We start from the raw sequence: 17,633 nt of genomic DNA on the forward strand, positions 1-17,633 counted from the left end.
TCAGGGCGGCGCAGGTGTCCTCCGCGAGGTGCAGGGCCCGGCGGCCGGCACCAGGCTGCCGGGAGAGGAGGCCCGGACGGCGGGCAGCACACCGACTCGCCTACGGCCATGGAGGCTTCGTCAATTGCGCAGCTGCGGAAGGATCTTGGTGCGGTAGAAGTCGAAGAAGCCCTGTTGGTCCTGGCCGATCTGGTTGACGTAAACGGTGTCGAATCCCGCGTCGACGAACGCGGTCAGCGCCTCGACGTGTGCGTCCGGATCGTCGCCGCAGGTTACGGCGGACGCCACCTGGTCCTCGGTGACCAGCTCGGACGCCTGCTCGAAGTGGCTCGGGGTGGGCAGGATCTGGGGGAGTTCCCCGGGCAGTTGCTCGTTCGCCCACAGACGGTGGGCGGCGCGGACCGCCTCCGGCCGGTCGGCGCCCCAGCACACCTTGAGCCCGCCGTACACGGGTTTGGTGCCGCCTCCGCCGCGCCGGAAGCGTTCGACCAGGGCGGCGTCGGGCGTCATCGTGATCAGCCCGTCGCCGATCCGCGCGGCGGTCTCGGCGGCCTGCGGGCCGAAGGCCGAGACGTCGATGGGGACCGGCTCGTCGGGAACCGTGTACAGGCGGGCGTTCTCCACGGTGTAGTGCCTTCCGCGGTGGCTGGTCTGCTCGCCGGTGAGCAGCCTTCGGATGATCTGGAGGGCTTCCTCCAGCATGTCGAGGCGCACATGAGCCTCGGGCCAGCCGGTGCCCACGATGTGCTCGTTGAGGGCCTCTCCGGTGCCGACCCCGAGGCGGAACCGGCCGCCGAGCTGTACCGCGCTGGTGGCGGCGGCCTGGGCGATCACGGCTGGATGCGTACGTATCAGTGGGCAGGTCACCGCCGTTTCCACGGGCAGCGACACGGCCTGGGACAAGGCGCCGATCACGGACCACACGAACGGACTCTGGCCCTGACGGTCGTTCCACGGGTGGTAGTGGTCCGAGATCCACAGAGCGTCGAAACCCGCCTGCTCGGCCATCCGGGCCTGGTCGACGAGTTGTGCCGGCGTGTGCTCCTCGCAGGAGAGGAAGTATCCGAAGTCAGCCATCTCAGGTGCCTCCGTGGGGGACGTGGCCACTCCGAGTACCCGGGAGCGCGGAGGACCGAACCGGCCGATGCACGGTGTCGCCGGCGCGCGGAGGGGTACCGAGGGCCGCACGTCGTTCACGGAGTTTCCATGGCCCTGCGCGTTCTGCTGCCGACGGACCCGGTCCATGGCGCAGGGCGGTGTTCTACGGTCTCTGTCACACCGACACCGGGGACGACCGGGCCGCCCTGCTGTTTCCGCCATCGCGCCCAGGGCACCCGTACGCGCGACGATTGCCGTGAGGAGCTTCTCGAAGGCCGCGCGCGGCAGCCGGACGCGGTGGTCGGAGACGCTCCCCAGGACACTGAGCGCGGGTAGGTCTCGTCCAGTTCCGGGCCGGCGTTGCTCCCGGTGCAGCGGTCGAGCGTCAGCCCGGCACCTCGTCGAGAACGGCGCGCAGGACGTGGGCGAGCACCGCCCGCTTTCCCCGGAAGGGACCAGCCGGCCCCGTGACCTACCCCGCGGTGCCGAGGCGCACGCGCACCGCGGTGGTGCCCAGACGGGGGATCTCCACGAGGATGCCGTCGCCGTCGAGAACGGCGGGGCCGTCGGGGTCGCCGAGATAGGTTGAGCGCTCCGCGCCCGCGACAGGGAAGCCGTACCTGAGCCGGACCGTCCCGGGACTCGTGGCGAAGGACTGGAGCCTTATCAGGAGGTCGACGCCGTCGTCACCCGGGACCGGGGCCACGTCGCGGATCGCGACGCGAGCGTCGTCCACGGAGAGCAGCGCGAGTTCGGCCGGCCGGTCCGCGTCGGGCGCACCATGTGCCGGTACGCCGATCAGCGGGTGGTCGACCTCGTAGGCGGTGCGCACTGCCAGGGCGTCGGCATCGATGCTCTCGCCGCTCCGGCGGACGCCCACCGCGTACCGGAAGGTGGTGTGGAACGCCTGCTGGGACGGGAAGTTGGTGTCCCACAGGTTGTTGTGCACCCAGGAATAGACCGTCCCGGCCTGTCGCGGCGCCATCGAGTCGGGGAAGGGCGCGTAGGGCAGAGCGATGGTCTCCGGCTGGACCAGCGGCGCGTCCCTGGTGATCCAGGCGACGGGGCCGTCGTCGTCGGCGAGGGAGACGAACGACCTGACGGCACGCATGTGCTGGGGCGCGCCGGGCACATGCGCGAGGCCGGTGCCGGTCAGCGCGCCCGTGATCTCGTAGTGCACGGTGGGCTGCGACAGCGCGAACGGGAACGCGAGGTACGCGCTCTCCTTCGTCATGGTGGCGGGTTTGTCGAACCGGTTGTCGATCACCAGGTGCGAGTCGTCGCGGCCGAGGCTGACCGTGGTGCGGGCCTGGCGGACGCCGTCCGCCGCGTACTCGTAGGTAAGGCGCTGCCCGAGAGCGTCGTCGACGCGTTCGAGCAGCACGGCGGGGCGGGCCAGGGTCCGGGAGCCGAGGAGTTCCAACTCCTCGCTCACCGTGGTCTTGTTGGCCTGGTGGTTGTAGCCGCCCGCGGTGGTGTAGGTGTCGTAGACATAGCCGTTGAAACCGACGACGGCGTCCTGGTCTACGAGTTCACGGCCGGTGGCCTTCTCGACGAGGCTCGCCACACAGGCCGTGGTCAGGTCGACACGGACGCGCAGGTGCTCGTTCTCCAGGATCAGGTCGTCGGCGGTGGGCAGGGGCACCGCGCGGTTCTTGTGCTCGTCGTCCTGGTCGAGGCGGAGCGGCAGCGGTGGTGCCCCCGCGCCGCTGCTCTCGCCGGTCGCCGTCACGTCCAGCCGTACCAGGCCGAACGGCGGCACGTCGGGCACCTGGATGTGCAGCCACCGCCCGGCGTCCCGGTGGACCGGGTTGGTCTGCGCCTCCTGGACCACCGGCAGCTCCACGCCCTTGCGGCCGTCCGTCACCGACACCCGGCTCGTGAGCGGGATCCGGCTCTCGCGCAGGAACACCGTCACGACCGAAGTGCGCGCGACCGCCGTGGTGTTGACGGCCCAGTACGTCACGTCGGCGGTCGCCGCGGTGGGCAGTACGGCGCCCAGTGCGGCCGAGGCGTGGTCGAGGAAGGTGTCGGCGTCGTTGTCGCCGCGCAGCGCGTACCCGTACTTCCAGTGCCACTGCTGCTCGCCCGACTCGCCGCCCGCGTCACCGTGGGTCCACGGGTCGGCGGCGCCCCAGGTGTGTTCGTTGAACAGGGACACCGACCGGTACACCTGGTCGGCGCCACCGCGGGCGGCGGTGGCCAGGGTGGTGGTGGGGCCCGCGGGGGAGGCCAGGGCGGCGATGCCGTACAGGGTGGCGGCGTCGGTGACGGTGGACTGGGCGCGGCGCACCATGGCCTGGGGCCGGGCGCCCGAGCCGACGCCCTCGACCCACCAGTCGCCCCAGTCGCCCTCGAAGGCGGGGATGGCACCGCCGAGGCGGGACTCGGCGTCGGTGAAGAAGTCGGTGTTGGTGGACAGCCGGAGCCTCGGACTCTGCCATGTCTCGTTCCAGCGGCGGACGGTCTCGGCGAGGATCAGCCGCGGCGGCGCGTTGTCCCCGAAGTGGCCCTGCACCCTCAGATGCAGCACGTCCCACGGGTAGGGCGCACGCTCCCCCGGAGCGGGGGCCGGCGAGCCGAGGAGTTCGGGCGGGAACGGGTAGGGCCGGGTCGCGAGCGACGTCAGATAGGCCGGCAGCAGGTCGTCCACCATGGTGTAGGAGGTGTTGAAGCCCAGTACGGGCCCTTCCATGTAGGCCAGGCCGTGCGGACTGTCGGTCATCCACACCAGCACCTCCTTGCCCGACGGAGCACGCCACCGGAACAGGCGCGGCAACCGTGCCCCGCCGTTGATGGTGGGCACCGAGCGTCCGGCCCAGTTGTGCGCCACCGACAGATAACGCACGCCCAGGGGGGACAGGGCGTCCGGCAGCCCGGCGACCGAGCCGGGTACGTCGGTCTGCATCGCCGAGCGGAACTCGATCCCGTACGTGTCCCTCAACTGGCGGGCCGACCGCAGCAGTTCGTGGAGTTCGTCGGTGGAGCAGGTGTCGGTGTGGAGGTTGTACGGCAGGGCCGTCAGCTCGATCTGTCCGGCGCGGACCCGCTCGATGAACTCCGCGACCCGTTCCGGGGGCCGGGCCGCGGCCCACTGCTCGAACGACCACAGCGACTCCACGGCCCACCGGAACCTGGCGTCGTCGGGCCAGCCGTCGGTGACCCGGGTCAGGTCGAGGCAGGAGTCGAGGAAGGACACGTGTTCGCCGAGGACCGTGCCCTGCGGATCGGTGTAGCCGATGTCCAGGTGCGAGTGGTGGACCAGGTGGATCGTCCAGTCGCGCGGCGGTTCCAGCGCGAAGGCGAGCACCGCCGACACCCCGCCCTTGCGGGCGGTGACGCGCACGTCGCGGCGGTCGTGTTCCACAGGGAGCATGAGGCGTGGCCCGCCGGGCGCGGGCAGCACCTCCACGGGCACCCGGCCACGGCCGGCGACGTCCACCTCGAAGGTCCACTCGTCGTGGCCCGGCGCGTCGCCGGAGACGAGGATCCGCACACTGCGCCTGGCACCGGCGTCGTCGCGCTGAATGAGGTGTTCCGGCAGGGCCCGCAGTTCCGTGCCACCGGCTCGCGCGGTCGCGGCGACGGCGAGGCCGATCATGCTCGTCCGGGCCTTGTCGGTGGACCAGCGGTGATCGCGTACGAGGGCGCGAGTCGTCATGTGTCAGTTCTCTTTCAGGGTGGTTCGGTTCAGGCCGTGAGCTTCAGGCCGTGAGCTTCAGGCTGTTGACGAAGAAGCGCTGGAACACGAAGAAGAGGACCACGGTCGGCACCGAGGCGACGAGCGCGCCGGCGAGCACGACGGGCGGGCCCACCGTGCCGTAGTTTCCGCTGAGGTCGGCCAGTGTGGCCGTCACCGGCCGCACGTTGGGGCTGAGCGACAGGGTGATGCCGAACAGCAGGTCGTTCCAGATCCAGGTGAACTGGAAGATGAACGCGGCCAGCAGCGCGTTTCTGGCCAGCGGCAGGTGGATCCGCAGGAACATCGACAGCCAGTTCACGCCGTCGAGTTGGGCCGACTCGGAGATCTCCTTCGGCACGGTGATCATGAAGTTGCGGTTGACGAAGAACGCGAAGGGGATCGTCAGCGCCACGTAGATCAGCACCATGCCGTACTGGGTGTCGTAGAGGTCGGTGGTGGCGTACCCGGTGAACAGCGGGGACAGGAACGTCTGGAGGGGCAGCACGGTGCCGACGAAGATGAACCAGAACCAGAGTCCTGGCCGCCGCACCGGCATCACGGCGACGGCGAACGCGGCGAGTGCCGCGATCAGCACGGCCACCACCCCGCCGACCACCGCGTAGATCAGGGTGTTGAGCAGTCCCTGTCCGACCTCGGCGCTGTCGAACGCGGCGCGGATGTTCGAGAACAACCCGGGGGAGGTGAACCACCACCGGGGGGATCCGGTGTACTGCTCGGCCGGGGTGAAGGCGTTGACGACGACCAGCCAGGTCGGCACCAGCCACAGTACGGAGATCAGAGCGACCAGAACGCCGCGCGCCGTTTTGCCGGTCATACTGCCTCCCCCGTCCGCTGCCGCACCTGACGCCGCAGGTAGAGCCAGGAGGCGGCGATGACGACGACCGTCAGCACGACGGAGACGGCCGCGCCGTAGCCGTACCGGTTGAGGGTGAACGTCTGCCGGTACATGGTCAGCGCGAGCGTCTCGGAGGCCGTTCCGGGGCCGCCCTGGGTGAGCAGCCACACGATGTCGAAGGTCTTGAGGCTGTTGACGATGGACATGCCCACCACCACGACGGTCATCGGCCGCAGCTGCGGCAGGATGATGCGCAGGAACAGCTGGAGGCCCCGCGCCCCGTCGAGCCGGGCGGCCTCGACGGTTTCCGAGGGGATGGTCTGGAGCCCGATCAGGAACAGGATCAACGAGGCCCCGGTCGCCTGCCACGTCGTCGCCACGATCATGACGAGGGTGTTCATCGGCCAGTGCAGCAGCCACTCCTGCTGCCAGCCGCCGAGCCCCACCGCGCTCAGCGTCTGGTTGACCGCCCCGTCGGTCCTCAACAGGAACGTCCACAGCAGCGCCGTCGCCGAGCCGGAGAGCGCGTAGGGGATGACCACGGCGGTGCGGGCCACCGCGCCCCAGCGCACCGAGTGGGTCAGCACCGCCAGGAGCAGGCCCAGCAGCACGGGAAGGACCAGCGTGCCCACCACCCACAGCACGGTGTTCAGCAGTGACCGGCCGAAGTCGGGGTCGGTGAACAGCGCGACGTAGTTGGACAGGCCGACGAAGCGCGCGGTGACGCCGTTGTCGTCGAAGAGGCTGCGCCATGCGGTGACCAGGAAGGGCACGAGCAGGAGCACAAGGATCAGTGCCACGGCGGGCGTCAGGAACGCGCCCACCCAGGCGGCGCGACGGCGCTCGGAGCGCGGGTCGGGCCCGGGGGGACGGGGCCGGCGCGGCCCCGTTCGGCCGGCTGCCGGGTCGGCAGGGGTCAGGACGTCCACACCTTCCACTCCTTGTCGGCTCGATGCTGCATGTTCGAGAGGGTCTTCGTCGCCTGGGAGTGTGTGGGGTCGATCATGAAGGCGCTCAGATCCTGGACGTTCCCTTCGATCAGTACGGGGGGCGATGCCTCCCAGTAGCGGATGGCCTGTGTCGGCCGTTCCCGTCGCACCTGGGCGGCGACCTGCCGCACCGTGCCCACGTTCGGTACGACGCCGGGGTCGGCGGAGGTGTCCCGCAGGAATCCGGTCCACGCCGTCTGGACGGACGGGTTGAACCAGGCGCGTGCCACGGCGTGGGCGGCGTCGAGCTTGTGGGCGTGTGCCGACACCGCCAGTACACCGCTCTCGACGATCACCGAGCGCGCGCCGTCGGGCGGCGGAGGCAGCAGGAAGGCGCCGAGGTCGGCGGCCTTGACCCCGTTGTCGAGGAACGCCCCGGTGTTCCAGGTGCCGTAGAGGCACATGGCGGTGGTACCTCCCGCGAACCGGGCCGGCAGGTCCGTGGTCGACGCGTCGGGCGCGGAGAAGGCACCCCGCCGGTACAGGTCGCTCCACAGGGCCATCGCGCGTCGGCAGACCTCGTCGGTGTACGACGCCCTGCCCGCCGTGAGGTCCTGGTAGAAGCGGTGGTCGAGCCCGTTGACCAGCTGCTGGAACCAGATCAATGACTCCCAGTTGGTCGCGCCGCCGGCGGAGATCGGCGTGATGCCCTTGGCATGGGCGGCGTCCACCACGTCGAGGAACTGCTGCCAGGTCGTCGGCACGTCCACACCGAGCCGCTCGAAGGCGGGCCGGCTGTAGAAGACCACGAAGTACGACTTGTAGAGCGGGACGCCGTACTGCCTTCCCCCGTGGGTGAAGGTCGCGCGCAACGCGGTGTCGTCGCTCCAGCCGCGCCGTGCCGCCTCGTCCCAGGCGTCGGTGACGTCGGCGACGATCCCGGAGCGGGCGATGTCGCGCAGTCGGTACCCGTTCCACCACTTGATGAGATCGGTCGTGGAGTCGGTCCGCGCCGACATGCGCACGATCTGCTGGTAGTTGCTGACGTTGGGAACCGCCCGTGGCGCGAGCCGGAAGCCGGACAGCGGTCGCAGTCGTCTGCCCGCCGCCTGGAAACCCGGCGACCAGGTGGGGTTGTCGTTGAACACGGAGACCACATCGGCCGGTGCGGGCCTACTCATCGAACCGCGTGCGCATGCGCTGAGCGCAAGGCCGGCGATGCCTGTGAAAGAGGAGGCCAACACCTTGCGTCGGCTCATTCCGTGTGGCACGTCGATCACCTACCTTGTTAAGGTATCGGTAACGTAGTGGCACGCAGGTGGTTTGAGAAGTGGTCGCGTTAACGTATCTCGCGGGATTGGTGACATGGTCGAGAGCTCGCTGGTCAAGGCGGAAGTCCTGAAGTACGAACCGATGCCGTGCTACCCGGTCCTCGCCGACAGGGTCGCCGTCGGCTGGGCCGAGGCGGCCGGGACGCTTCCGACGGGGACGCGGGTCCTCGCCGTGGACGGCCCCGCGGTGCTGGACTGGGCCGCCGTCGCCGCCGGACTGCACGCGGCGTTCGACGACGGGCGCACCCGGGTGGAGATCGCGGACGTCCGGACGGCGGTGCGCGACTGGGAGACGGTGCGGCGGCTCACGGACTCCGACGAGCTGCGGGACGACCCCGACTTCGCGAGACTCGCGAGCGGCGACCTCCTCGACCTGATGGACCCGTCGGCCCTGGCGGCGCTCGCCGGCCCGGACGAGGGCGGCGTGCTGCGCGTCCTGCTCGGGCCCGGCGCCGCGCTCGGGGACGCCGACGTCCTGTGGTGGGTCGATCTGCCGAAGCGTTACGCGGAGGCGGCGGTCAAACACGGCCGGGGCCGCAACCTTGCGGCGCCCGAGGGCGAGCCGCCGACCCTGCGGCGGCTGTTCTACATCGACTGGCCGCTGCTCGACCGCCATCGCGACCACATGGCGGGGCGGATCGACCGATGGATCGACGTTACCGATACCGTAAATCCGACGTCGATCCGTGGGCCGGCGCTGCGCGAGACCTGCCGGTCGCTCGCCACCCGCCCCTTCCGTACCCGGCCGACCTTCAACTCGACGCCGTGGGGCGGGCACTGGGGACAGGAGACGCTCGGTCACAACCCGGACGCGGAGAACACGGCTCTCGGCTACGAACTGATCGCGCCGGAGAGCGGGGTCCTGCTCGGCGACGACGCCTCCCGGTGTGTGGAGGTGCCGTTCCAACTCGTCGTCGCGCTCTCCCCGTTGGACGTGCTCGGCCCGGCCGTGTACGACCTGTTCGGCACGTCGTTCCCGGTCCGCTTCGACTACCTCGACACCGTCGGCGGCGGCAACCTGTCCGTCCACTGCCATCCCAGGCCCGACGACATGCGCGGCGTCTTCGGCTGGCCGTACACCCAGCACGAGAGCTACTACCTCATGCGCGCCGGGGCGGACAGCAAGGTCTTCCTCGGACTGAGCGAGGGCGCCGACGTCGAGGCGTTCCAGCACAGCGCGCACGCCGCCGACGCGCACGGCACGCCGTTCGACATCGAGCGGTACGTGCAGGTGTTTCCCGCCGAGGCCGGGCAGTTGTACCTGGTCCCGGCCGGTACACCGCACGGCAGCGGCGAGGGCAATGTCGTCCTGGAAGTAAGTGCCACTCCCTACCTGTACTCGTTGCGGTTCTACGACTGGCTGCGGCGGGACGCGGCGGACCGGCAGCGTGCCGTGCATGTGGAGCACGCCTTCCGCAACCTCGACCCGGCCCGGTCGGGTGCCGCGGTCGCCCGCGAACTGGTCCAGCGGCCCCGGCCGTTGCACGCCGGCGACGGCTGGCACGAGGAGGTGATCGGCGCGCTGCCCGCGATGTTCTTCCAGGTGCACCGGATAGCCGTCGAGCCGGGCCGCGCCGCCGAGCAGCAGACCGACGGCCGCTTCCACGTGCTGACCGTCGTCGACGGACAGGGCGCGATCGTCACCACCGACGCCGGGCACCGGCACTCCGTAAACTATGCCGAGACTCTCGCAATCCCGGCGTCGGTCACCGCCTACCGGGTGCACAATCCAGGGCCGGAGCCGGTCCGGCTGGTGAAGGCACAGGTGGTATGAGCGCACATTCGGATGCCGAACAGGCCCTCACCATGAGGGACGTGGCCGCGCGGCTCGGCGTCAGCCCGATGACGGTCTCCCGCGCGCTGCGCGGTCAGCCCGGAATCGGCGAGGCCACCCGGCAGCGGGTGCTCGCCGAGGTGGCGGCTCTCGGCTACCGCCCCAACAAGCGTGCCCGAGGGCTGCGTTCGGGCAGTCCCAACGCACTCATCGGCCTGGTCGTGACCAACCTGGCGAACCCGTTCTACTCCCAACTCGCCGTGGGTCTCGAACAGAGTTGTGTCGGCTATGGCGCACGGGTCGTGCTCGGCAGTACCGGGGAGGACCCGGCCGCCGAACGGGAGGTGGTGGCCGACCTGGTGGATCGTGGCGTGGACGGCCTGGTCGTCGTCCCGGCCGGTCACGATCACAGCCACCTCGGCGGCGAAGGGCTGCGCGACCTCCCGGTGGTCCTCGCGGCCAGCCCGCCGATGGGGGTCGACGTGGACTGCGTCCTCGTCGACGACTTCGGCGGCAGCCGGGAGGCGTGCCGCCGGCTCGTCGCCCGCGGTCACCGGCGCGTCGGCTTCCTCGGTCTGCCGCCGTCGCTGTGGACCGGTTCAGAGCGCTTCCGGGGCTACGCGGTGGCGTTGGAGGAGGCGGGCATCGCGCTCGACGAGCGGTACATCAGCCGGCACCGGGGTGACCGAGTGCTCGCGGAGAAGGCGGCGCGCGCCATGCTCGCCCTGCCGGACCCGCCGACCGCCCTGCTGACCGCCAACAACCGGAACACGATCGGGGCGCTGCGTGCCCTGCAAGGCCGTGCGAAGGACGAGGAGCCGGTCGCCCTCGCGGGTTTCGACGACATCGAACTCGCCGACATGCTGCACCTGCCGCTCACCGTCGTCGCCTACGACCCGGCCGAAATCGGCCGGGCCGCCGCGGCGCTGCTGTTCGAGCGCCAGGCAAGTACTGTCCCGCAGCCGCCGCGGCGCGTGACCATCGCGACCACGCTCGTCGACTACCCGGCAGCGCGGTAGACGCCGATGACGTCGATGTCGCCGATGACGGATTCCGCAGGCCCCGTGCCGCTGCCCGTCGTGCCGGTCCTCGAAGTGGGTGGCTCCCATGTCACCGCGGCGGCCGTCGACCTGGACCGCGCCACGCTCGTCGACCACCTGGCAGCGCGGTAGGCGCCGATGACGTCGATGTCGCCGTTGGCGGATTCCGCAGGCCCCGTGCCGCTGCCCGTCGTGCCGGTCCTCGAAGTGGGTGGCTCCCATGTCACCGCGGCGGCCGTCGACCTGGACCGTGCCACGATCGCCGACGGCACGAGGCGCCGCCTGCCGCTGACGTCCGGTATCGGCCCCGAGGACTTCCTCGCCGCGCTCGCCGAGGCCGCCAACGGCGTGCTCTCGGCGACGGCCCTCGGCGCGCGTGCGGTCGGCGGCACCTGGGGCATCGCGGTACCGGGGCCGTTCGACTACGCGCGCGGCATCGCCCGCTACCAGGGCGTCGGCAAGTTCGCCTCGCTGGACGGCCTCGCCGTCGGCGGGCTCCTGACGCCCCGTCTGAGCCGCCGCCCGGACCGGCTGCGGTTCCTCAACGACGCCTCCGCGTTCGCCCTCGGTGCCTGGCACGCGGCCCACACCGGGAGCCGGCGCCTCGTCGCGGTCACGCTCGGCACGGGGGTCGGCTCCGCGTTCCTGGACCGGGGAACGATCGTCGAGGACGACCCACGCGTGCCGCCCGAGGGTCGCGTCGACCTGCTCACCGTCGACGGCCGCCCGCTGGAGGACACGGTCTCCACCCGGGCGATGACCACCCACTACACGAACCGCACCGGCCGTCCCGTCGACGGGCTACGGGAACTGACGGCCCTCGCCGCCGTCGACGTCATCGCCCGAGACGTGATCACCTCGGCACTGCGCGCTCTCGGCGGCGCCCTCGCCCCGTGGCTGACCGCCTTCGAGGCCGACACGGTGGCCTTGGGCGGCTCCATCACGGCCGCGTGGCCGCTGATAGGCCCGCCCCTCGCCGCCGGCCTCACCCAGGACAGCCCGCGGCTCCAACGACTCGCCCTGTCGGTGCACGACGACGGCGAGGACAAGGCCCTGCTGGGTGCGGCGGTGTTCGCGGCGCGCGGAGCGTAGCCCGTACCCCGTTTCTCAGATGTCCCGGAAGATCTCGATCTGCGCCCCGATCGTGTTGAGCCGCTCGGCCAGATCCTCGTATCCCCGGTTGATGACGTACACGTTCCGCAGCACGGACGTGCCCTCGGCCGCCATCATCGCCAGCAGGACGACCACGGCGGGCCGCAGCGCCGGCGGGCACATCATCTCGGCGGCCCGCCAGCGGGTCGGCCCTTCGACCAGCACCCGGTGCGGGTCGAGGAGTTGGAGGCGTCCGCCGAGGCGGTTGAGGTCGGTGAGGTAGATCGCCCGGTTGTCGTAGACCCAGTCGTGGATGAGGGTCTGGCCCTGCGCGACGGCCGCGATGGCCGCGAAGAACGGGACGTTGTCGATGTTCAGGCCCGGGAACGGCATCGGGTGGATCTTGTCGATCGGCGCCTCCAGCTTGGAGGGCCGTACGGTGAGGTCGACCAGCCGCGTACGGCCGTTGTCGGCGACGTACTCGGGGCTCCGGTCGTGGTCGAGCCCCATCTCCTCGAGGACCGCGAGCTCGATCTCCAGGAACTCGATCGGCACCCGACGCACCGTCAGCTCCGACTCGGTGACGACGGCGGCGGCCAGCAGGCTCATCGCCTCGACCGGGTCCTCGGAGGGCGAGTAGTCCACATCGACGTCGATCGTCGGCACGCCGTGCACAGTGAGCGTGGTGGTGCCGATGCCCTCGACCTTGACGCCGAGCGCCTCCAGGAAGAAACAGAGGTCCTGGACCATGTAGTTGGAGGACGCGTTGCGGATAACGGTTACGCCGTCATGCCGCGCGGCGGCCAGCAGCGCGTTTTCGGTAACCGTATCCCCGCGTTCGGTCAGCACGATCGGCCGCTCGGGGGAGACGGACCGGTCCACCTGGGCGTGGTACAGCCCCTCGGTGGCGGCGATGTCGAGCCCGAAGCGCCGCAGGGCGATCATGTGCGGCTCGATGGTCCGGGTCCCCAGGTCGCAACCGCCCGCGTACGGCAGCTTGAAGGCGTCCATACGATGCAGCAGCGGACCGAGGAACATGATGATGGACCGGGTGCGGCGGGCGGCCTCGGCGTCGATGGCCTCCAGGTCGAGCTCGGCCGGCGGCACGATCTCCAGGTCGACCCCGTCGTTGATCCAGCGGGTGCGGACCCCGATCGAGCCCAGCACCTCCAACAGGCGGTACACCTCCTCGATGCGCGCCACCCGACGCAGCACTGTGCGCCCCTTGTTGAGCAGCGAGGCGCACAGCAGTGCCACGCACGCGTTCTTGCTGGTCTTCACGTCGATGGAGCCGGACAGCCGACGACCACCGACCACACGCAGGTGCATCGGCCCCGCGTAACCCAGAGAGACGATTTCGCTGTCGAGCGCTTCACCGATCCGGGCAATCATCTCAAGGCTGATGTTCTGGTTGCCGCGTTCGATGCGGTTCACCGCACTCTGACTGGTGCCGAGCGCCTCGGCGAGTTGCGACTGTGTCCAGCCCCGGTGCTGCCGGGCGTCACGGATGAGCTTGCCGATGCGTACGAGGTAGTCGTCTGCCATGGGGTTGAGGTTATCTCAGATATGAGATGGCGCCTCCTAAGGAGGCCATTCGGGTGACGGGCCGTCAACGCCGCCTGGAGTTACGGGTGCGACGCCATCCGAAAGGTCCGGGCAAATCAACCGATGTCGTACGACGTCCGGTACTGCTGTGTGTATGCCGCGGCCCGTGCTTGCCGCCGCCGGTGGTGATGGACCATGAGCGCCGATTGATGTTCAGGCGCACTCCCGGAAGTATCCGGAAACTCTTGCGGAACGTCAGGGGCATGGGTGCCTCCCTTCCTTCCGTAGCGGATACCCGGAAGGCGTGCGGGCATGGCAGATCGCCGTGGGCCGGGCATGACCATCCGGCCCCCATGTACTAGAGTTATCTCGACATCGAGATATCTACGGAGGCGTACCGCAACCGCACGCCATCACCGGTCTGGCAGTAAGGGTTACCTAACTTAGCCTGACCTTAGCGGATCGGCCAAGACGTCGTGGCGGCAGGATGCGGTGGGAACGCGCACATCAAAGAAGGAGACTGTCGTGTCGGCGAACAGCTTCGACGCCCGCAGCACGCTGCAGGTGGGCGACGAGTCGTACGAGATCTTCCGGCTGGACAAGGTGGAAGGCTCGGCTCGCCTTCCGTACAGCCTGAAGGTGCTGCTGGAGAACCTGCTCCGGACCGAGGACGGCGCGAACATCACCGCCGACCACATCCGGTCCATCGGCGGCTGGGACTCGCAGGCCCAGCCCAGCCAGGAGATCCAGTTCACGCCCGCCCGTGTGATCATGCAGGACTTCACCGGCGTGCCCTGTGTCGTGGACCTCGCCACCATGCGCGAGGCCGTCAAGGAGCTGGGCGGTGACGCGGCGAAGATCAACCCGCTGGCCCCGGCCGAGCTGGTCATCGACCACTCCGTCATCGCCGACAAGTTCGGCACCAACGAGGCGTTCGCGCAGAACGTCGAGCTGGAGTACGGCCGCAACAGGGAGCGCTACCAGTTCCTGCGCTGGGGCCAGACCGCCTTCGACGAGTTCAAGGTCGTCCCGCCGGGCACCGGCATCGTCCACCAGGTCAACATCGAGCACCTCGCCCGGACCGTCATGGTGCGGGGCGGCCAGGCGTACCCCGACACCCTCGTCGGCACCGACTCCCACACCACCATGGTCAACGGCCTCGGCGTCCTCGGCTGGGGCGTCGGCGGTATCGAGGCCGAGGCCGCGATGCTCGGCCAGCCGGTCTCCATGCTCATCCCGCGCGTCGTCGGCTTCAAGCTCACCGGTGAGCTGACCCCCGGCACCACCGCCACCGACCTCGTGCTCACGATCACCGAGATGCTCCGCAAACACGGTGTCGTCGGCAAGTTCGTCGAGTTCTACGGCGAGGGCGTGGCCGCCACCTCCCTCGCGAACCGCGCCACCATCGGCAACATGTCGCCGGAGTTCGGCTCCACCGCGGCGATCTTCCCGATCGACGACGAGACGATCAAGTACCTCAAGCTCACCGGCCGTTCCGAGCAGCAGCTCGCGCTCGTCGAGGCGTACGCCAAGGAGCAGGGCCTCTGGCTGGACCCGAAGGCCGAGCCGGACTTCTCCGAGAAGCTCGAGCTGGACCTGTCCACCGTCGTCCCGTCGATCGCCGGCCCGAAGCGCCCGCAGGACCGCATCGTCCTCGCCAACGCCGCCGAGCAGTTCAAGACGGACGTACGCAACTACGTCGACAGCGTGGACGAGGCGGGCCAGGAGTCCTTCCCGGCCTCCGACGCCCCGGCCGTCGCACCGAACGGCGCCCCGTCCAACCCGGTCCAGGTCACGGCCCCCGACGGCTCGACCTACACGATCGACCACGGTGCCGTAACCGTTGCCGCGATCACCTCCTGCACCAACACCTCCAACCCGTACGTCATGGTCGCCGCCGCGCTCGTCGCGAAGAAGGCCGTGGAGAAGGGCCTGACCCGCAAGCCGTGGGTCAAGACCACCCTCGCCCCGGGGTCAAAGGTGGTAACCGATTACTTCGACAAGGCGGGCCTGACCCCGTACCTGGACAAGGTCGGCTTCAACCTCGTCGGCTACGGCTGCACCACCTGCATCGGCAACTCCGGCCCCCTGCCGGAGGAGGTCTCCAAGGCCGTCAACGACCACGACCTCGCGGTCACCTCGGTCCTCTCCGGCAACCGGAACTTCGAGGGCCGGATCAACCCCGACGTCAAGATGAACTACCTGGCCTCCCCGCCGCTGGTCGTCGCGTACGCCCTCGCGGGCTCCATGAAGGTGGACATCACCAAGGACGCCATCGGCGTCGACACCGAGGGCAACCCGGTCTTCCTCAAGGACATCTGGCCCTCCGAGGCCGAGGTCAACGACGTCGTGGCGAACGCCATCGGCGAGGACATGTTCAACAAGTCCTACCAGGACGTCTTCGCGGGTGACGCCCAGTGGCAGGCGCTGCCGATCCCGACCGGCAACACCTTCGAGTGGGACCCGCAGTCCACCTACGTCCGCAAGCCCCCGTACTTCGAGGGCATGACGATGGAGACCACCCCGGTCTCCGACATCGCCGACGCACGCGTGCTGGCGAAGCTGGGCGACTCGGTCACCACCGACCACATCTCCCCGGCCGGTGCGATCAAGGCCGACACCCCGGCCGGCAAGTACCTCACCGGGCACGGTGTGGAGCGTCGCGACTTCAACTCGTACGGTTCCCGGCGCGGCAACCACGAGGTCATGATCCGCGGTACGTTCGCCAACATCCGCCTGCGCAACCAGATCGCGCCGGGCACCGAGGGCGGCTACACCCGCGACTTCACCGTCGAGGGCGCGCCGGTCTCCTTCATCTACGACGCCTCGCAGAACTACCAGGCCGCCGGCATCCCGCTGGTCATCCTGGCGGGCAAGGAGTACGGCTCCGGCTCGTCCCGCGACTGGGCGGCCAAGGGCACCGCGCTCCTCGGCGTGAAGGCCGTCATCGCCGAGTCGTACGAGCGCATCCACCGCTCGAACCTCATCGGCATGGGCGTGCTCCCGCTCCAGTTCCCGGAGGGCACCTCGGCCGAGTCCCTCGGCCTGACCGGCGAGGAGACCTTCTCCTTCACCGGCGTCGAGGAGCTCAACAACGGCACCACGCCGCGCACGGTCAAGGTCACCACCGACACGGGCGTCGAGTTCGACGCGGTCGTCCGCATCGACACCCCCGGTGAGGCCGACTACTACCGCAACGGCGGCATCATGCAGTACGTGCTGCGCCAACTTGTCGGTTCTTGACCTGACGTGAACGAGCGCCCTGCCCCTGCATCTCGCGCGCGGGGGGCGGGGCGCTCGCGCTCGACGGGGCGGAATACGCGCCTGCGACCATGATCGCCCGCGATCTGTTCCCGGACTCAGCAGCAGGAGCGGGCCGTTGCGGGCGCCTGGGCAAGGATCGAGGCGTGGCTGAGGGAGCACGCTCCACGTTCCTGTCGGTTGCTTCCTCCGCCCGCCCCGGAGGCCGACATCCATGAGGTCGAGCAGGAACTCGACCTCACCATCCCACCCGGCCTCAAGGCCTTCTACCGCCTCCGCAACGGCACCGGTCACCCCGCGGACTTCGGCTGGACACCCGAACCCGAGACCGGGTTCCCCCTGCAAGGACAGGGGACTGCCTGGCTGTTGCCGATGAAGCACGCGATCCCCCCGGTGCAGCACCTGCCGACCTGGGACGAGGGCCCCCACACCATCGGTCGGCCCGCTGACCCCGCGATGCGGTAACTGGCCTTCGCCGCGACCGACCGCAGCGGCCTTGTACTGGCTGTTCTCCGACTGCACGCCAGGGCCGGGCTACGGGCGGATCGGAACCTTCGAAGAGGCCGGCATCCCAGAACTGGGCGTGTGGCCTTCGTTCGCCGACTACCTCATCGAAGTCGCCGACGCCCTGCACGAGACCCGCGGTGTGGAGTACGCGGACGGACGCCAGGACACGACAGTGCCCGGTCTCGTCGATCAGGCACTGGTATGGGACGGCCCTGTGTATCCGATGGACCCGAACTGGACGCGCCCTTGCCCTCCAGCGACGTACTCGACCTGCTGAGTACGCGCGAAATCGAGGTGCTGAGCCACCTCGCAGAAGGACACACCTACTCCTCCATCGCGCGGCGCATGCACCTCAGCCCGCACACCGTCGACACTTATCTGCGCAGGATCCGGGGGAAGGCGGGGGATCAGCAACCGGGCGAACCTCATGATCCTTGCGCTCCAGATCACCCGGCGTGATGAACCATGGCTGAAGGGAACCTGACAGTCGCGTTCTGGCCAGGGAACGGCGGAAGGCG

General features: G+C 69.7%; 15 protein-coding genes. 8 read left to right on the plus strand and 7 right to left on the minus strand.

What is annotated here, in order from left to right; genetic code table 11:
* Positions 1 to 120: 120 nt before the first annotated feature.
* The 5 genes from KCH87_RS03985 to KCH87_RS04005 all read right to left on the minus strand — a co-directional run bounded on the left by KCH87_RS03985 (position 121) and on the right by KCH87_RS04005 (position 7,746).
* Complete coding sequence (locus KCH87_RS03985) at positions 121 to 1,077, minus strand: LLM class F420-dependent oxidoreductase (RefSeq protein WP_210584162.1); 957 nt, start codon at positions 1,075 to 1,077, stop codon at positions 121 to 123.
* A gap of 493 nt (positions 1,078 to 1,570) precedes the next feature.
* The gene (locus KCH87_RS50015) at positions 1,571 to 4,759 is read right to left on the minus strand and encodes a glycoside hydrolase family 38 C-terminal domain-containing protein (RefSeq protein ID WP_210584164.1); all 3,189 of its coding nucleotides are present in this window, start codon (positions 4,757 to 4,759) and stop codon (positions 1,571 to 1,573) included.
* Between the two features lie 43 nt (positions 4,760 to 4,802).
* Complete coding sequence (locus tag KCH87_RS03995) at positions 4,803 to 5,615, minus strand: carbohydrate ABC transporter permease (RefSeq protein ID WP_210584166.1); 813 nt, start codon at positions 5,613 to 5,615, stop codon at positions 4,803 to 4,805.
* Positions 5,612 to 6,565, minus strand: coding sequence for a carbohydrate ABC transporter permease (locus KCH87_RS04000; protein WP_210584168.1), 954 nt, complete (start codon positions 6,563 to 6,565; stop codon positions 5,612 to 5,614). Before KCH87_RS04000 ends, KCH87_RS03995 begins: the two co-directional genes overlap by 4 nt.
* On the minus strand, positions 6,553 to 7,746 hold the full coding sequence (locus KCH87_RS04005) for an ABC transporter substrate-binding protein (RefSeq protein ID WP_210584170.1): 1,194 nt from the start codon (positions 7,744 to 7,746) through the stop codon (positions 6,553 to 6,555). Before KCH87_RS04005 ends, KCH87_RS04000 begins: the two co-directional genes overlap by 13 nt.
* A 184-nt stretch (positions 7,747 to 7,930) precedes the next feature.
* Between KCH87_RS04005 and KCH87_RS04010 the strand changes: the two genes are divergently transcribed.
* From KCH87_RS04010 to KCH87_RS04020, 4 genes are read left to right on the plus strand one after another with little or no spacing between them, the layout of a single operon-like run.
* The gene (locus KCH87_RS04010; protein WP_247195696.1) at positions 7,931 to 9,670 is read left to right on the plus strand and encodes a class I mannose-6-phosphate isomerase; all 1,740 of its coding nucleotides are present in this window, start codon (positions 7,931 to 7,933) and stop codon (positions 9,668 to 9,670) included.
* Positions 9,667 to 10,689 carry a LacI family DNA-binding transcriptional regulator gene (locus tag KCH87_RS04015; protein WP_210584171.1) on the plus strand — a complete coding sequence of 341 codons (1,023 nt, stop codon included), beginning with the start codon at positions 9,667 to 9,669 and terminating at the stop codon, positions 10,687 to 10,689. Before KCH87_RS04010 ends, KCH87_RS04015 begins: the two co-directional genes overlap by 4 nt.
* Positions 10,690 to 10,713: 24 nt before the next feature.
* A complete protein-coding gene (locus tag KCH87_RS50020; RefSeq protein ID WP_282612914.1) occupies positions 10,714 to 10,842 on the plus strand; it encodes a hypothetical protein in 129 nt (42 codons plus the stop codon).
* 6 nt (positions 10,843 to 10,848) lie between these two features.
* Complete coding sequence (locus KCH87_RS04020) at positions 10,849 to 11,802, plus strand: ROK family protein (protein ID WP_210584173.1); 954 nt, start codon at positions 10,849 to 10,851, stop codon at positions 11,800 to 11,802.
* 15 nt (positions 11,803 to 11,817) lie between these two features.
* Here the strand turns inward: KCH87_RS04020 and KCH87_RS04025 are convergent, their stop codons facing one another.
* Complete coding sequence (locus tag KCH87_RS04025; RefSeq protein ID WP_210584175.1) at positions 11,818 to 13,347, minus strand: UDP-N-acetylglucosamine 1-carboxyvinyltransferase; 1,530 nt, start codon at positions 13,345 to 13,347, stop codon at positions 11,818 to 11,820.
* Positions 13,348 to 13,411: 64 nt separating this feature from the next.
* A complete protein-coding gene (locus KCH87_RS04030; protein WP_210584177.1) occupies positions 13,412 to 13,612 on the minus strand; it encodes a DUF4236 domain-containing protein in 201 nt (66 codons plus the stop codon).
* 260 nt (positions 13,613 to 13,872) lie between these two features.
* Between KCH87_RS04030 and acnA the strand changes: the two genes are divergently transcribed.
* From acnA to KCH87_RS04045, 4 genes are all read left to right on the plus strand, one after another.
* A complete protein-coding gene (acnA, locus tag KCH87_RS04035) occupies positions 13,873 to 16,590 on the plus strand; it encodes an aconitate hydratase AcnA (RefSeq protein WP_210584179.1) in 2,718 nt (905 codons plus the stop codon).
* Positions 16,591 to 16,788: 198 nt separating this feature from the next.
* Entirely contained in the window at positions 16,789 to 17,073 is a 285-nt protein-coding gene (locus tag KCH87_RS48825; RefSeq protein ID WP_247195697.1) for an SMI1/KNR4 family protein, read from the plus strand.
* 31 nt (positions 17,074 to 17,104) lie between these two features.
* Positions 17,105 to 17,392: a hypothetical protein gene (locus tag KCH87_RS48830; RefSeq protein ID WP_247195858.1), complete on the plus strand. Its 288-nt coding sequence runs from the start codon at positions 17,105 to 17,107 to the stop codon at positions 17,390 to 17,392.
* Positions 17,317 to 17,574, plus strand: coding sequence for a response regulator transcription factor (locus KCH87_RS04045; RefSeq protein WP_210584181.1), 258 nt, complete (start codon positions 17,317 to 17,319; stop codon positions 17,572 to 17,574). Before KCH87_RS48830 ends, KCH87_RS04045 begins: the two co-directional genes overlap by 76 nt.
* Positions 17,575 to 17,633: the final 59 nt, after the last annotated feature.

The sequence above is a fragment of the Streptomyces sp. GESEQ-35 genome (assembly GCF_017948485.1).
GTDB lineage: Bacteria > Actinomycetota > Actinomycetes > Streptomycetales > Streptomycetaceae > Streptomyces.

Coding starts and splice junctions, on each gene's coding strand:
- KCH87_RS03985 (WP_210584162.1), bottom strand. CDS start 1,077: ATGGCTGACTTCGGATACTTCCTCTCCTGCGAGGAGCACACGCCGGCA.
- KCH87_RS50015 (WP_210584164.1), bottom strand. CDS start 4,759: ATGACGACTCGCGCCCTCGTACGCGATCACCGCTGGTCCACCGACAAG.
- KCH87_RS03995 (WP_210584166.1), bottom strand. CDS start 5,615: ATGACCGGCAAAACGGCGCGCGGCGTTCTGGTCGCTCTGATCTCCGTA.
- KCH87_RS04005 (WP_210584170.1), bottom strand. CDS start 7,746: ATGAGTAGGCCCGCACCGGCCGATGTGGTCTCCGTGTTCAACGACAAC.
- KCH87_RS04010 (WP_247195696.1), top strand. CDS start 7,931: ATGGTCGAGAGCTCGCTGGTCAAGGCGGAAGTCCTGAAGTACGAACCG.
- KCH87_RS04015 (WP_210584171.1), top strand. CDS start 9,667: ATGAGCGCACATTCGGATGCCGAACAGGCCCTCACCATGAGGGACGTG.
- KCH87_RS50020 (WP_282612914.1), top strand. CDS start 10,714: ATGACGGATTCCGCAGGCCCCGTGCCGCTGCCCGTCGTGCCGGTCCTC.
- KCH87_RS04020 (WP_210584173.1), top strand. CDS start 10,849: ATGACGTCGATGTCGCCGTTGGCGGATTCCGCAGGCCCCGTGCCGCTG.
- KCH87_RS04025 (WP_210584175.1), bottom strand. CDS start 13,347: ATGGCAGACGACTACCTCGTACGCATCGGCAAGCTCATCCGTGACGCC.
- KCH87_RS04030 (WP_210584177.1), bottom strand. CDS start 13,612: ATGCCCCTGACGTTCCGCAAGAGTTTCCGGATACTTCCGGGAGTGCGC.
- KCH87_RS04045 (WP_210584181.1), top strand. CDS start 17,317: ATGGGACGGCCCTGTGTATCCGATGGACCCGAACTGGACGCGCCCTTG.